This is a genomic window from Pseudomonas sp. UBA6276 (assembly GCF_002438365.1).
GTDB lineage: Bacteria > Pseudomonadota > Gammaproteobacteria > Pseudomonadales > Pseudomonadaceae > Aquipseudomonas > Aquipseudomonas coleopterorum.
In genome coordinates this window covers 37487-52332 of the sequence record NZ_DJUS01000185.1, presented here as the reverse complement: position 1 = coordinate 52332, position 14846 = coordinate 37487, and the positions used below count along the sequence as shown (strand labels likewise).

Here is a 14846-nt window from a genome sequence, read left to right as displayed (position 1 = left end):
CGGTGCTGGACAAGGTCCGCGAAGAATTGGACGAAGTGCTTCAGGCCATGGCCGCAGACGATGCACCGGCAGTGGCCGAGGAAATCGGTGACCTGCTGTTCAGCGTGGTCAATCTGGCTCGCCACCTCAAGGTGGATCCGGAGAACGCCCTGCGCGGCGCCAACGTCAAGTTCGACCGGCGCTTCCGTTTCATCGAGCAGGCATTGCGCGACACCCACCGCAACATCGAAGATTGCACCCTGGAAGACATGGACGCCCTGTGGGGCGAGGCCAAACGTCAGGAACAGAATCTGCCCAGCTGTGGCTGAGCCGTTTTATAAGTGAGCAGAACACCATGAGCCTTTCCCTCCGCGACCAATTGTTGAAAGCTGGACTGGTCAACCAGAAGCAGGTCAAACAAGTCAGCAAGGACAAGCAGAAACAGAAGCGCCTGGAGAACAAGGGCCAGGTCGAAATCGACGACACGCAGAAGCGCATCGCCCAGGAAGCCATGGCCGAGAAGGCGCGCCGCGACCAGGAGCTCAATCGCCAGCAGCAGGAGAAGGTCGAGGAGAAGGCACGCGCTGCCCAGGTCAAGCAATTGATCGAGGCGACCCGCCTGCCCAAGCTGACCACCGAGGACTACTACAACTTCGTCGACGACAAGAAGGTCAAGCGCCTGTCGGTCAACAACCTTATGCGCAGCAAGCTGAGCAACGGTTCGCTGGCCATCGTCCAGCACGGGGGTGGCTATGAGGTCATCCCGCGCGAGGCTGCGCTCAAGGTGCAGGAACGCGCGCCGCAGCGCATCGTCATGCTCAACGTGGCGACCGAAGAAGTCGACTCGGCGGAAGATCCGTACGCCGCCTACAAGATTCCGGACGACTTGATGTGGTAACCCACTGAAACGACAAACCCCGCCTGAGCGGGGTTTTTCTTGCGCGGCGAACGGTCAATTCGAAGCGCGTTGGCTTTCGAGTGTTTCCAGTTCGTTCTTGTAGCTCTGAGCGTCATTCTCGTTATGGAACATCCCCACCAACAGGTCCTGTTGATAGACATCCCAGATCTGGATGCCTGCCGCCACGCCTTCGTGGGACATGTGGGCTTCGTCGCGTTCGGTCACTTTTACTGTCATGGGAAAGCTCCTGTCTCGAATAGCTGCCTCGAATATCTGCACGTGGCGTGTGCAGGTCTTTGTTATAGATTTGAGTAGCTTGCTAAGTAAACAGACGTTTTTTGCAACAGTTTTTTACCGAACTAGAGACAATCCGCAAACGCCCGCACGGCGTGCCCTGCGGCGGATTGTCGCAGCGAGTTCACGGCGGTGAAACAAATTTCATCCAATAAAAAACCCATCCGAAGATGGGTTTTTTCAGTTCTACAGCCGATCAGCGCAGGGTAGTGCCCTGAGTCGTGGTGTCCTGAACCGGATCGCGGCCTTCGGCCACGCCCAGATCATCTTCCGGACGACCATCGACGATGCCTCGGCCACCGGAAGCCAGCTCGGTCTGCAGGACTTTCTCGTCCAGCTCGCCTACCCACTTGGCAACCACGAGGGTGGCGACAGCATTACCGACCAGGTTGGTCAGTGCGCGTGCTTCGGACATGAAGCGGTCGATACCCAGGATCAGCGCCAGGCCAGCCACCGGTAGTTGACCTACGGCCGACAGGGTGGCGGCCAGCACGATGAAGCCCGAACCGGTGACGCCGGCGGCGCCTTTGGAGGACAGCAGCAGTACCAGCAGCAGGGTGATCTGATGGGTGATGTCCATGGTGGTGTCGGTCGCCTGAGCGATGAACACGGCGGCCATGGTCAGGTAGATCGAGGTACCGTCCAGGTTGAACGAGTAGCCGGTCGGAATGACCAGACCCACCACCGACTTCTGAGCGCCCAGGCGTTCCATCTTGATCAGCATGCGTGGCAGTGCCGATTCCGAGGAGGAAGTGCCCAGAACGATCATCAGCTCTTCACGGATGTAGCGGATCACCTTGATCACGCTGAAGCCGTGGGCGCGGCAGATGGCGCCCAGCACCAGCAGCACGAACAGTACGCAGGTGACATAGAAGCAGATCATCAACTGGCCCAACTGCACCAGCGAACCCACGCCGTAGGCACCGATGGTGAAGGCCATGGCACCGAACGCACCGAGCGGGGCCAGCTTCATGATCATGTTGATGATGTTGAACATGGCGTGCGCGAAGCGATCGATCAGGTCCAGCAGCGGCTTGCCGTAGGCACCTAGGCGATGCAGGGCGAAGCCGAAGATCACCGAGAACATCAGCACCTGAAGGATATCGCCGTTGGCGAAGGCGCCGACGATGGTGTTCGGGATCACGTTGAGGATGAAGCCGACGATGCTCTGGTCAGCGCCTGCCGAGACATAGCTGGCGATCTTGCTGGCGTCCAGGGTCGATACGTCGACGTGCATGCCGGCACCCGGCTTGACCACGTTGACCACGACCAGGCCGATGATCAATGCCAGGGTCGAGACGATTTCGAAGTACAGAAGGGCGTAGCCACCGGTCTTGCCGACCGATTTCATGCTCTGCATACCGGCGATACCACTGACCACGGTGCAGAAGATGATAGGGGCGATGACCATCTTGATCAGCTTGATGAAGCCGTCGCCGAAAGGCTTGAGCTTGACCGCGAACTGAGGGTAGAAGTGGCCGATCAGGATACCGATGATGATCGCGACGATCACCTGGAAATACAGCGATTTGTACAGTGGCTGACGAGTCGTCATTTGCAAGTTCCTCAAGTGTATCGCCTGGCACCCGTTCCGGAGTGGTCGCGACACCTAAAGCACGAACCCTCCTGTCTGGAGGGATTTGTTGTGGGCGAGTTGCGCATTGGCAGGCCTCTGCCGACTGTATTGCAGGTGCCGTGCCATAGTTGCGTACTGATGGCCATAGCGCCAGTGGCTGCGGCCTAGGCAGGGGTATGGTTGTCGTCACATAGCTGTACAAGTGGCGGGAATCCGCCCCAGTCGCCCCTGAAGGGCCTGTGCATGGCGGATATCCGCCCACAAAAAAGGGCCCCACAGGGCCCTTTTCGTTTCAGTGCTATGCAGCTGGTCAGCTGCCTTTCACTGATTTTCCGTCCACCGTGCCGTCCAGCAGCATGATGTTGTATTCCTTGCCATCGGTTTCCACCTGTTGCAGGCGCACCAGCAGGTAGTCCCAGTCCTTGGCGAACCAGAGCACGGTGATGCGCTTGCTCTGCGTGGGGTCACGCACACGCTCGACCTTGATCGCATCGACCTGGCCAGCCTTGGTCTCGACTTTTTCGGTGCCCAGCACGCGGAAATCATAGGTGTCGATCTCGTCGCCATCGACCACCTGATAGCTCATGCTCTTCTTGCCGGCGGCCACGTCGTGTTGCAGGGCCAACTGGTAAGTGGACTTGTCCAGTACGCCGTTGTTGAGCGGCAGGTTGATCGGATCGCCACGGTCGGTACCGGTGACTTTCTTGGCTGCCCAGTCGAAGTCCAGGTCGACCTTGCGGGCCTTGCCCAGGCCGCCACGTTCGAAGGTGTAGGTTTCCGGCAGCATGGCCTCTTTATCGACACGCAGGGTGCTGACTTCGGTCAGGCTGGCGATCATCATCGAGGCCTTGAACGCCAGGGTCCAGTCGCCATTGGCGTTCTTGCTCAGGCTGCGCTCGGCAGTGCCGCTCATGGGCAACTGCTTCCAGTCGGCGGTGTAGCTGGCGGAAAAAGGCTTGAGCTCTGCGGCATGGACCGGAAGGGCCAGCAGGGCAGCGGCGAAGAGCAGGGCGCGACGCATATAAACTCCTAGGGTCGAATCAAATGGCCACAAGCCGGCAGGGGCTGGCCATCGAGCAATGCACCGTGTTCGTCGAGGCGCACACGGCCTTCGGCGAACCAGCGCACTGCCAGCGGGTAGATCTGGTGTTCCTGGGCATGCACCCGGTGCGCCAGGGTCTCTGGCGTGTCGGTCGACTGTACCGGAATCACTGCCTGTACGACCAGTGGTCCGCCATCGAGTTCCTCGGTGACGAAGTGCACACTGCAGCCGTGCTCGGCATCACCTGCCTCGAGGGCGCGACGGTGGGTATGCAGGCCTTTGTAGCGCGGCAGCAGGGAGGGATGGATGTTCAGCAGACGGCCGTGATAGTGGCGCACGAAGGACGGGCTGAGAATGCGCATGAAGCCGGCCAGCACCACCAGCTCCGGCTGGTACTGATCGATGAGATCGATCAGCGCCGCATCGAAGGCTTCGCGATCAGCGAAACCTTGATGCTCCAGCACCCGTGCCTCGATGCCTGCATCGCGGGCGCGCTGCAGGCCGAGCGCATCGGCGCGATTGGAAATCACCGCGGCGATGCGGGCGGGGTGGCCCGCCTGCATGCTGTCCAGCAACGCCTGCAGATTACTGCCGGTGCCCGACAGCAGCACCACTACGTTACAGGTCGAAGGCATCAGTGAGCCTTGAGGTTCTTCAGTTCGACCTGAGCGGCGCCTTCGGCGGCCTGGGCAATTTCACCGATGACCCACGGCTGCTCACCGGCACTGCGCAGGGAAGACAAGGTCTTCTCGACGTCGGCCTGAGCCACGCAGATGACCATGCCGACACCGCAGTTCAGCACGCGGTGCATTTCGTGCTCATCGACATTGCCCTGCTGCTGCAGCCAGTCGAACACGGCGGGACGCTGCCAGCTGGCGACGTCGACCACGGCCTGGGCACCTTTTGGCAGAACGCGCGGGATGTTGTCGAGCAGGCCGCCGCCGGTGATGTGGGCCATGGCCTTGACGGCGCCGGTGTCCTTGATCAGTTGCAGCAGCGGTTTGACGTAGATGCGCGTGGGTGCCATCAGCAGGTCGGTCAGCGGCTTGCCGTCGAGCTGGACGTTCTCGATGTCGGCACCGGCGACTTCGATGATCTTGCGGATCAGCGAATAGCCGTTGGAGTGCGGGCCCGAGGAGGGCAGGGCGATCAGCGCGTCGCCGTTGGCGACCTTGCTGCCGTCGATGATGTCGGCCTTCTCGACCACGCCTACGCAGAAGCCGGCCAGGTCGTAGTCTTCGCCTTCGTACATGCCCGGCATTTCGGCCGTCTCGCCGCCCACCAGGGAGCAGCCGGCCAGTTCGCAACCGGCGCCGATACCGGTGACCACGGTGGCAGCGGTGTCGACGTTGAGCTTGCCGGTGGCGTAGTAGTCGAGGAAGAACAACGGCTCGGCGCCGCACACTACCAGGTCGTTGACGCACATGGCGACCAGGTCGATGCCGATGCTTTCATGGCGGTCGAGGTTCAGCGCCAGACGCAGCTTGGTGCCCACGCCGTCGGTGCCCGACACCAGGACGGGCTGCTTGTAGCCGGCCGGGATTTCGCACAAGGCACCAAAACCGCCCAGGCCGCCCATGACCTCCGGGCGCGCGGTGCGCTTGGCGACGCCTTTGATGCGTTCGACCAATGCTTCACCGGCGTCGATGTCTACACCGGCGTCCTTGTAGCTCACGGAGGGTTTATTGCTCATGATCCAGGCCTTTAAAGGAGGGAGTCGGGGGAGTCGACCGTCGTCGATCCACGAAGGCGCGCGATTTTATCAGGCTTGCCCGAACGTCACCAGCGCGGTTCGATGGTTGTCCGCATACCGGCGCCAGGTCGGCCGCAGCCAAGGGTTGCGTGGTCATGCTACATTGGGCGCCGAGATTGACCACTGAGCTTTTTGCCGATTGTACGGTCACAGCCTCAATCCGCTATCACCGTCGGGAAACGTCCATGCGTCTGCGCCACTACCTGCTAGCCACCTGCATCACCTTGTCGAGCGTGCCGCTTCACGCCGAAACCATCAGCAACCTGTATCAGGTACGCGAGCCCGTGGCCAGCCAGACGCCCGAGGAACGTACCCAGGCTACCCAGCGAGCGTTGGAGACCCTGGTGCTGCGCCTGACCGGCGATGCCAAGGCGATTGCCAACCCCGGCCTGGCCAGCGTGCGCCAGGATCCGCAGCAGATCATCAGCCAGTACGGCTACGATGCTGGCCCACCGGAGTCGCTGCAGGTCGATTTCGACATTGCCAGTACCGATAATGCCCTGCGCTCGGCCGGCCTGCCGACATGGGGCAGCAATCGTCCCTCGATCCTGGGCTGGTGGTTGAGCGACAGCGTCGAGGGCAGCAGTCTGGTCGGCGACGGGCAATCGGCCGCCGAGCCGCTGCGCCGTGCGGCTCAGCATCGTGGCCTGCCGTTGCGCCTGCCCCTGGCCGATCTCGGCGAGCAGGGCGTCGGCACCGCGCAGAACATCGAGGCCAGCGATCCGGCAGCGTTGCGCAGCGCTTCCGAGCGCTACGGCGCCGATGCTCTGCTCGCCGTACATGCCCGTGAAGAAGAGGGCAAATGGTCGGGCACCTGGCGCCTGTGGCTGGGCAACCAGCGTGAGCAGGGCAAGGCCGAGGGCGCGGATCAAGCGGCCCTTGCCGATGCCGTGCTCCTGGCCGTCAGCCAGCGGTTGGCCACGCGCTTCGTTGCCAAACCCGGCGCCAGCACCGAAATGACCCTGGCGGTGGAAGGCATGAACCTGGAGCGTTACGCGCAGATGGGTCGCCTGCTTGAATCCTACGGTGCGCGAGTGCGTACCGTGGACGGCGACAAGGTGGTCTATCGCGTGACCGGCAGCGCCGAGCAACTGCGCGCCCAGCTGGGTCTGGCCAAACTGCAGGAAGTGCCGTACCAGGCGCCGGTCTTACCGGTCGATGCCCAGGCCGCCCCCGGCGCACCGGTACCGGCGGCGCAACCCGCACCGGACCTGAACTTCCGCTGGTAAGTGGTCGAAAAAATGCGCCGCCGCTCGTGTGGCGCATTCGTTTCTCGCTGACTGAATCCGCTTTTCATCTCTTCTATATATAGCTGAGCTGCCTGATGACTGATATGCGCCGTTGGTTCTGGCTGGGGGCAGTGTTGCTGCTCTGCGTCTTCCTCTATGTACTGCACCCGATTCTCTCGCCATTCCTGGTGGGTATCCTGCTGGCCTATCTGGCCGATCCACTGGTCGACAAGCTGGAGAAGTGGAAGCTGTCGCGGACCTGGGGTGTGGTGGTGGTGTTCGCTCTGTTCACGCTGCTGTTGGTGCTGGCGCTGCTGGTGCTGATTCCCATGCTCGCCAAGCAGCTCGTCAGCCTGTATCAGATGGCCCCGCAGATGCTCGACTGGCTGCAGCACACAGCGCTGCCGTGGGTGCAAACTCGACTGGGTCTGGCCGAAGGCTTCTGGAAGTTCGACCAGATCAAGGCTGCCATCAGCAGCCACATGGGGCAGACCACCGACATGGTCGGAGTGATCCTGTCCCAGGCCACCGCCTCGGGGCTGGCGCTGATGGCCTGGCTGGCCAACTTCGTGCTGATCCCGGTGGTGGCGTTCTACCTGCTGCGCGACTGGGACCTGATGATGGCTAAGATCCGCAGCCTGCTCCCGCGTCAGCGCGAAGGGCAGATCGTACGCCTGGCGGGCGAGTGTCACGAGGTGCTCGGCGCGTTCGTGCGCGGGCAGTTGCTGGTGATGTTGGCCCTGGGCGTGATCTATGCCACCGGGTTGATGCTGGTGGGCCTGCAACTGGGCCTGTTGATCGGAGTCGTGGCGGGGCTCGCGGCCATCGTGCCGTACATGGGCTTCGTCATCGGCATCGGGTCGGCGATCATCGCCGGGCTGTTCCAGTTCGGTCTGGATCCTTTCCACCTGATTGCCATCGTGGCCGTGTTCATGATTGGCCAAGCGCTCGAAGGCATGGTGCTGACGCCCCTGCTGGTGGGCGATCGCATCGGCCTGCATCCGGTGGCGGTGATCTTCGCCATCCTGGCCGGCGGCGAGCTGTTCGGTTTCACCGGTGTGCTGCTGGCCTTGCCGGTGGCGGCGGTGATCATGGTGTTGGTACGGCACATGCACGACCTATACAAGGAATCGGACATCTATGCCGGGTCCGAGGATCCAGACCTCTGAACCCGACCGGCCGCCTGGGCCTTCGCAGGCTCAGGTAAACCGTTGATTTATCAAGCAGTGTTGCGCATTGTGCGGCTGCTCGGGCAGGTATAGACTTTGCACACTTCACATTGAGGCCCGTTGCAGCTCGATCCCAGGGCTGTTCAGCCAGCATGAAACCGATTCAGCTGCCCCTAGGTGTGCGTCTGCGGGATGACGCGACCTTCATCAATTACTACCCAGGCGCCAATGCCGCGGCACTCGGCTACGTCGAGCGCCTGTGCGAAGCCGAGGCCGGGTGGACCGAAAGTCTGATCTACCTGTGGGGCAAGCATGGGGTAGGGCGCACCCATTTGTTGCACGCTGCCTGCCTGCGCTTCGAGCAACTGGGCGAACCGGCGGTCTACCTGCCCCTGGCCGAGTTGCTCGATCGCGGCGTGGGCATTCTCGATGACCTGGCCCAGTACGAGCTGGTCTGCCTGGATGACCTGCAAGTGGTGGCCGGCAAGCCGGAATGGGAAGAGGCCCTGTTCCACCTGTTCAACCGCCTGCGCGACAGCGGCCGCCGCTTGCTGATCGCCGCCTCCCACTCGCCTCGCGAACTGCCGGTGAAGCTCGCCGACCTCAAGTCCCGCCTGACCCTGGCCCTGATCTTCCAGATGCGTCCGCTGTCCGACGAGGACAAACTGCGCGCCCTGCAATTGCGTGCGTCGCGTCGCGGTCTGCACCTGACCGACGAGGTCGGTCATTTCATCCTCACCCGTGGCACGCGAAGCATGAGCGCGCTGTTCGACCTCCTGGAGCGTCTCGACCAGGCCTCGCTGCAGGCGCAGCGCAAGCTGACCATCCCCTTCCTCAAGGAAACGCTGGGCTGGTAGTCGAGCGACTCGATTCAACCGCTCTATGACCTGTTTCATGGATGTTCCATTCGGTTCTAACGGACCTTGCACACCTGGTTTATCTGTATACCTGTCCAGTCCCAGTGATGGCTATGTGCGACCATTTATCGCCCAATGATTCCGGGGATTTTGGGCCATTACCGTGCAAACGCCCATACGCCGGGCTGCAAAACGGAGCGTTAGATGTCAGCATAATTCTCCGGAGTCACATTTCGTTCGATTGAATTTGCAAATAATCGCCAGACGGGTATAGTCGCCACTTCTCAACTATTCCTTGTCACGGTCGTGCCCATGCTCAATCGCTTAGCACCCCTCGTGCCCATCGCACTGTTGACCCTTCTGGTCGGTTGCGCGGCGCAAGCCCCGGTCTCCCAGCAGCAGGTCCTGGACCCGGTCACCGCCGTCCAGCCGCATCAATCCCCCTCGAAGGCCTCGCTGGTTTTCGAAGACGAAATCGCCACCGAAGACGAACTGGCCCAGTTCGACGGCAGCAAGGCCTACAGCCTGCCGATCCTGGCCGACAGCATTCTGGAACGTGGCAAATCCCTGATCGGCACCCGCTACCGTTTCGGTGGCACCGACAAGGCGTCCGGTTTCGATTGCAGCGGTTTCATCGGTTATCTGTTTCGCGAAGAGGCGGGCATGAACCTGCCGCGATCGACTCGCGAAATGATCAACGTCAAGGCGCCTCTGGTCGCACGCAACAAGCTCAAGCCAGGTGATCTGCTGTTCTTCAGCACCAATGGCCGCGGTCGTGTCAGCCATGCCGGTATCTACCTGGGCGATGACCAGTTCATCCACTCCAGCAGCCGCCGTAGCGGTGGTGTACGAGTCGACAGCCTGGGCGACAGCTACTGGAGCAAGACCTTCATCGAGGCCAAGCGGGCCTTGGCCATGGCGCCTGCCACGATGATCTCCAGCAAATAACAGGCGCAGCGCAACAAAGCGGCGGTGAGGTGAAAACCTCAGCGCCGTTTGTGTTTTCGGGTAATGAATCTAGTCTATTACGGCAGTTGGCTCAGGATGGTTCGGTACATGTCTACCCAGGCACGCGTGTTCGCTTCAATCGCAATGGCCGCCATCCTCGCCGGGTGCGCCAGCGCGCCTCCGGCCAAGGTGGTGAGGCCCAAGGTCATCAACCCGATCGTCAAGAACCCCAACAACGACATGGTCGGCGCTGCCGACGACGTGCTGTTTCGGGCATTGGGATTGGTAGGTACACCGTACCGCTGGGGGGGTAATACACCCGACTCGGGCTTCGACTGCAGCGGCCTGATCAGCTTCGTCTACCGCGACGCCGCCGGTATCGCGTTGCCGCGCTCGACTCGGGAAATGATCGTCATGCGCTCCCCCGATGTCGACCAGTCCCACCTGCAGTCCGGTGATCTGGTGTTCTTCGCCACCAGCGGCGGCTCGCAGGTCAGCCACGCGGGGATCTATGTGGGTGAGGGACGTTTCGTGCACGCACCGTCGAGTGGCGGTACGGTCAAGCTCGATTACCTGAACAAGCCCTATTGGCAGAAAGCCTACCTCAACGCCAAGCGGGTGCTACAACCAGGCCAGTTGGCCCGCAACCCGTGACGGCAACAGGGCGAGTGTCCTCGCCCTGTTCAAGCCATATCACTTGGCGGCAGTGACTCGCCAGATCTTGTTGCCCACATCGTCTGCAACCAGCACTCCACCCTTGTGATCGGGCAATACCGCGACCGGGCGACCCATGGCCTTCTCGTCTGAATTGAGGAAGCCGCTCAGCAGATCGATCGGCTGGCCGCTCGGCTTGCCGTCCACGAACGGTACGAACACCACCTTGTAACCACTGTGCGGCTTGCGGTTCCAGGAACCATGCTGGCCGATCAGGGCGCCGGTGGTGAAAGGTGCGGGCAAGCCACTGCCGTCGGCGAAACTCAGGCCCAGCGAAGCGGTGTGCGGGCCGACTGCGTAATCGGGAGCAATGGCCTTGGCCACCAGCTCAGGATTCTGCGGTTCGACACGCACGTCTACGTGCTGACCGTAGTAACTGTAGGGCCAGCCATAGAAGCCACCGTCCTTGACCGAAGTGATGTAGTCGGGCACCAGGTCGCTGCCGATTTCGTCACGTTCGTTCACGGCTGTCCACAGCTTGCCGGTCTTCGGTTCCCAGGCCATGCCGTTGGGGTTGCGCAAGCCGGAGGCGAAGATACGGTGCTGGCCGGTGGCAGCGTCCACTTCCCAGATCGCTGCACGACCCTGTTCCTGCTCCATGCCGTTTTCGCCAACGTTGCTGTTCGAGCCGACGGTGACGTAGAGCTTCTTGCCGTCGGGACTGGCAATGACATTCTTGGTCCAGTGGTGGTTGAGCGTGCCGCCCGGCAGGTCGACGACTTTCTCGCCCGCGCCGCTGATCGAGGTGGCGCCGTCGATGTACTTGAAGCGCAGCAGCTTGTCCGTGTCCGCCACATAGAAGTCGTTGCCGACCAGGGTCATGCCGAAGGGCGAGTTGAGGTTGGCGATGAAGACCGTGCGGGTTTCGGCCACACCGTCACCGTCCTTGTCGCGCAACAGGGAAATCCGGTTGGCGCTGGGCACGCCCGCGCCGGCGCGGCTCATCACCTTCTCCATGACGAAGCCACGTATGCCTTTGCTGTCGTCCGGCTTGGCCGGGGAGTTGGTTTCAGCCACCAGCACGTCACCGTTGGGCAGCACGTACAGCCAGCGGGGGTGGTCCAGGTCCGCGGCGAAGGCGGCTACTTGAGTACCGGGCGCCGCTGTGGGCTTGCCCCCTTCGGCCCAGCCTACGGCCGGTGCGATGTTGACGGTGGGGATCAGGGTCTTGTTGGGCTCGGGCAGTTTGGGCGAGGGCCCGGTCCCGTCGCTGACCTGCAACGATGACGTTTCACCACAGGCGGCGAGGCCGGCTGACAGCAGGATCAATGTAGCGAGGCGGGTCTTGTGCATGGTCGGGCTCTCTGAGGTTTTGTTCACACAGGGTAGAGGCACCGGGCCTGGGCAAGGTTCAACCGCGTTGTCCGTCAGCAGCGGTGGTGGATCAATTGACGCTCCGGGCGCAACCCTCTAACCTGCGCGGCTGTTCCAGGTGCTCGGCGATCAGGCGATCGACCCGGGTGAAACAGGGAAGCCGGTGCGCAGCGTTTACGCGCAATGCCGGCGCTGCCCCCGCAACGGTAGACGAGTCAAGGCTGCACACGATGCCACTGAAGCGATTCGGGAAGGCGTGTCGCCTGGGTGTACAGACCCCGCTCGTGAGCCCGGAGACCGGCCTGGTGCACTTTTTACGGCTCGTTGCAGAACCTGCGTTCATCCCACGATGACGTGGGCCTGGGGCGTGCCCTGATCCATCTTCTGTCGCGCGGGGAGAGCGGCATTGACGTTCACTGTCCGGCCAGTCGGCCACGGTGTCGCGTCGATGCCGCCTGCGCGCAGGTGTAGCGGAGAGCCACCATGAACGAAACAGCCGAGCGCGACGCCCGTCACCTGGCGCGCATGCTGCGCAAGAAAGCCGTGATCGACGAACGCATTGCCAACTCCCCCAACCAATGTGGCTTGCTGCTGGTGCTCAGCGGCAACGGCAAGGGCAAGAGCAGCTCGGCTTTCGGCATGCTCGCGCGGGCCATGGGCCACGACCTGCAGTGCGGCGTGGTGCAATTCATCAAGGGGCGCAACAGCACCGGCGAGGAGCTGTTCTTCCGGCGCTTTCCCGAGCAGGTGCGCTACCACGTGATGGGCGAAGGCTTCACCTGGGAAACCCAGGATCGCCAGCGTGACATCGCGGCGGCCGAAGCGGCCTGGGAAGTCTCCAGGCAACTGCTGCGCGATCCAGCCATTGGCCTGGTGGTGCTCGACGAACTCAATATCGCGCTCAAGCACGGGTATCTCGATCTGGACACCGTGCTGAGCGATCTGCAGGCGCGTCCACCCATGCAGCATGTGATCGTCACCGGCCGTGGCGCCAAGCCCGAGCTGATCGAGCTGGCCGACACGGTGACCGAAATGGGCATGATCAAGCATGCTTTCCAGGCTGGCATCCGTGCCCAGAAGGGCATCGAGCTATGACCGAACCGCGCCAGTGCCCGGCGGTGCTGATCGCCGCGCCGGCCTCCGGGCAGGGCAAGACCACCGTCACCGCCGCTCTGGCGCGCCTGCATCGCAATCAGGGCCGCCGCGTGCGGGTGTTCAAGTGTGGCCCGGATTTTCTCGATCCGATGATCCTGGCAAGGGCCAGCGGTGCTCCGGTCTATCAATTGGACATGTGGATGGTCGGCGAGCAGGACAGCCGGCGGTTGCTGTGGGAAGCGGCCGAGGAAGCCGACATCATCCTCATCGAGGGGGTCATGGGGCTGTTCGACGGTACACCCTCGAGCGCTGACCTGGCGCGCCATTTCGGTGTTCCGGTGCTGGCGGTGATCGACGGCACGGCCATGGCGCAGACTTTCGGCGCCCTGGCGCTCGGTTTGGCCTGTTACCAGCCTGACCTGCCGTTTGCCGGGGTTCTGGCCAACCGTGTCGGCACCGTGCGCCATGCGCAGTTGCTCGAAGGCAGCCTGACCCAGGGGCTGCGCTGGTACGGCGCCTTGTCCCGGGAAACCGGGATCGAATTGCCCAGCCGCCATCTGGGGTTGGTGCAGGCCAGCGAGCTCAACGATCTGGACACCCGTCTGGATGCCGCGGCCGCAGCCCTTGCGCAGACCTGCCAGGTGGCCTTGCCGCCCGCGGTCACGTTCGCCGTCCCGGTCGAGCACCGAGTCGCGCGGCTGCTCGACGGCGTGCGCATCGCCGTGGCCCGCGATGCCGCTTTCGCCTTCGTCTATGACGCCAGCCTCGATGTACTACGCGACATGGGCGCCGAGCTGGTGTTCTTCTCGCCGCTGCACGATGTGCACCTGCCCGCGTGCGACAGCCTTTACCTGCCCGGCGGCTACCCGGAGCTGCATCACCTGGCACTCGCCGCCAACACTTCGATGCTCGCCGACATTCGTGCCCATCACGCAGCGGACAAACCGCTGTTGGCCGAATGCGGCGGCATGCTTTACCTGCTCGACGCGCTGACCGATGTCGACGGCGCCCGCGCCGAGCTGCTGGGGTTGCTGCCGGGCGAGGCGGTCATGCAGAAACGCCTGGCCGCCCTCGCGTTGCAGGCGGTCGAGCTGCCTGAGGGCGTCCTGCGCGGGCACACCTACCACCATTCGCTGACCAGTACCGAACTGCAGCCGATCGCGCGTGGCGTGAGCCCCAATGGCGGTCGTGGCGCCGAGGCGGTTTACCGCCAGGGGCGGATGACGGCCTCTTACGTGCATTTCTATTTCCCGTCCAATCCGGCGGCGGTGGCAGGGCTGTTCGCCCCCGCTGATTGCGCGCGTGCAACCGAGCATCGGGACGCGTCATGAACGAGCCCTACAGCGACAGTGAGCGCGCCGCCATCTACCGTGTCATTGCCGAACGCCGCGACATGCGCCACTTCATCGGCGGCAGCGTGCCTCCCGCGCTGCTCGCCCGGTTACTGGCGGCTGCCCATCAAGGGCCCAGTGTCGGCCTGATGCAACCGTGGCGCTTCGTCCGCATCAGCGACCGGGCCTTGCGCGGCCGCATCCAGGCCCTGGTCGAGGAGGAGCGGCTTCTCACCGCGCAGGCCATGGGCGAGCGCTCCGACCAGTTCATGCAGCTCAAGGTCGAGGGCATCAATGACTGCGCCGAGGTGCTGGTGGCCGCGCTGATGGACGATCGCGAGCGCCATGTGTTCGGCCGCCGGACCTTGCCGGAAATGGACCTGGCCTCGGTCTCCTGCGCCATCCAGAACCTGTGGCTGGCCGCACGCGCCGAAGGCCTGGGCATGGGTTGGGTATCGCTGTTCGATCCTCAGGCCCTGGCCGAGGTGCTGGGCATGCCCGCCGGGGCCAAGCCGGTGGCGGTGCTGTGCCTGGGGCCGGTCGAGCAATTCTACGAAGCGCCCATGCTGGAACTGCAGGGCTGGGCGGCAGGCCAGCCACTCGAACAGATGCTGTACGAAAACCAGTGGGGAACATCGTTGTGAGTA

The 14846-nt window shown here is 62.9% G+C and carries 16 protein-coding genes and 1 riboswitch; of the genes, 10 read left to right on the top strand and 6 right to left on the bottom strand.

Features of this window, described 5'->3' with window-relative positions:
- Window positions 1–308, top strand: a 308-nt coding sequence (locus tag B2V21_RS20880; RefSeq protein ID WP_286917911.1) for a MazG nucleotide pyrophosphohydrolase domain-containing protein, incomplete at its 5' end; no start/stop codon positions are given.
- Window positions 309–334: 26 nt separating this feature from the next.
- The gene (locus B2V21_RS20875; RefSeq protein WP_049859054.1) at window positions 335–877 is read left to right on the top strand and encodes a DUF2058 domain-containing protein; all 543 of its coding nucleotides are present in this window, start codon (window positions 335–337) and stop codon (window positions 875–877) included.
- A gap of 54 nt (window positions 878–931) precedes the next feature.
- Here the strand turns inward: B2V21_RS20875 and B2V21_RS20870 are convergent, their stop codons facing one another.
- The 5 genes from B2V21_RS20870 to purM all read right to left on the bottom strand — a co-directional run bounded on the left by B2V21_RS20870 (window position 932) and on the right by purM (window position 5482).
- Window positions 932–1114 carry a hypothetical protein gene (locus B2V21_RS20870; protein WP_049859055.1) on the bottom strand — a complete coding sequence of 61 codons (183 nt, stop codon included), beginning with the start codon at window positions 1112–1114 and terminating at the stop codon, window positions 932–934.
- 253 nt (window positions 1115–1367) lie between these two features.
- Window positions 1368–2726 (bottom strand): dicarboxylate/amino acid:cation symporter, encoded by a 1359-nt coding sequence (locus tag B2V21_RS20865; RefSeq protein WP_049859056.1) that lies wholly within the window; start codon window positions 2724–2726, stop codon window positions 1368–1370.
- 331 nt (window positions 2727–3057) lie between these two features.
- The gene (locus tag B2V21_RS20860; RefSeq protein WP_049859057.1) at window positions 3058–3768 is read right to left on the bottom strand and encodes a DUF3108 domain-containing protein; all 711 of its coding nucleotides are present in this window, start codon (window positions 3766–3768) and stop codon (window positions 3058–3060) included.
- An 8-nt stretch (window positions 3769–3776) separates the two neighbouring features.
- Complete coding sequence (purN, locus tag B2V21_RS20855) at window positions 3777–4424, bottom strand: phosphoribosylglycinamide formyltransferase (protein ID WP_286917910.1); 648 nt, start codon at window positions 4422–4424, stop codon at window positions 3777–3779.
- On the bottom strand, window positions 4424–5482 hold the full coding sequence (gene purM, locus B2V21_RS20850; RefSeq protein ID WP_056843136.1) for a phosphoribosylformylglycinamidine cyclo-ligase: 1059 nt from the start codon (window positions 5480–5482) through the stop codon (window positions 4424–4426). The genes purN and purM overlap by 1 nt, the downstream gene beginning before the upstream one ends.
- A 245-nt stretch (window positions 5483–5727) precedes the next feature.
- Here purM and B2V21_RS20845 point away from each other — a divergent pair, with 245 nt between their 5' ends.
- From B2V21_RS20845 to B2V21_RS20825, 5 genes are all read left to right on the top strand, one after another.
- A complete protein-coding gene (locus B2V21_RS20845) occupies window positions 5728–6771 on the top strand; it encodes a DUF2066 domain-containing protein (protein WP_286917909.1) in 1044 nt (347 codons plus the stop codon).
- A gap of 95 nt (window positions 6772–6866) precedes the next feature.
- Window positions 6867–7940: an AI-2E family transporter gene (locus B2V21_RS20840; protein WP_286917908.1), complete on the top strand. Its 1074-nt coding sequence runs from the start codon at window positions 6867–6869 to the stop codon at window positions 7938–7940.
- Window positions 7941–8092: 152 nt separating this feature from the next.
- A complete protein-coding gene (hda, locus tag B2V21_RS20835) occupies window positions 8093–8797 on the top strand; it encodes a DnaA regulatory inactivator Hda (protein WP_049859062.1) in 705 nt (234 codons plus the stop codon).
- Window positions 8798–9109: 312 nt separating this feature from the next.
- Entirely contained in the window at window positions 9110–9745 is a 636-nt protein-coding gene (locus B2V21_RS20830; RefSeq protein ID WP_049859063.1) for a C40 family peptidase, read from the top strand.
- Between the two features lie 108 nt (window positions 9746–9853).
- The gene (locus tag B2V21_RS20825; protein WP_049859064.1) at window positions 9854–10399 is read left to right on the top strand and encodes a C40 family peptidase; all 546 of its coding nucleotides are present in this window, start codon (window positions 9854–9856) and stop codon (window positions 10397–10399) included.
- 39 nt (window positions 10400–10438) lie between these two features.
- On the opposite strand, the gene B2V21_RS20820 is transcribed toward B2V21_RS20825, so the two are convergent.
- Window positions 10439–11752 (bottom strand): PQQ-dependent sugar dehydrogenase, encoded by a 1314-nt coding sequence (locus B2V21_RS20820; protein ID WP_286917907.1) that lies wholly within the window; start codon window positions 11750–11752, stop codon window positions 10439–10441.
- A 120-nt stretch (window positions 11753–11872) separates the two neighbouring features.
- Window positions 11873–12093: riboswitch (cobalamin riboswitch) on the top strand.
- 163 nt (window positions 12094–12256) lie between these two features.
- Between B2V21_RS20820 and cobO the strand changes: the two genes are divergently transcribed.
- The 3 genes from cobO to bluB are packed head-to-tail and all read left to right on the top strand — an operon-like array spanning window position 12257 to window position 14843.
- Window positions 12257–12868 carry a cob(I)yrinic acid a,c-diamide adenosyltransferase gene (cobO, locus tag B2V21_RS20815; RefSeq protein WP_049859066.1) on the top strand — a complete coding sequence of 204 codons (612 nt, stop codon included), beginning with the start codon at window positions 12257–12259 and terminating at the stop codon, window positions 12866–12868.
- Window positions 12865–14199: a cobyrinate a,c-diamide synthase gene (locus tag B2V21_RS20810; protein WP_286917906.1), complete on the top strand. Its 1335-nt coding sequence runs from the start codon at window positions 12865–12867 to the stop codon at window positions 14197–14199. Before cobO ends, B2V21_RS20810 begins: the two co-directional genes overlap by 4 nt.
- Window positions 14196–14843: a 5,6-dimethylbenzimidazole synthase gene (bluB, locus tag B2V21_RS20805; RefSeq protein WP_286917905.1), complete on the top strand. Its 648-nt coding sequence runs from the start codon at window positions 14196–14198 to the stop codon at window positions 14841–14843. The genes B2V21_RS20810 and bluB overlap by 4 nt, the downstream gene beginning before the upstream one ends.
- Window positions 14844–14846 lie beyond the last annotated feature (3 nt).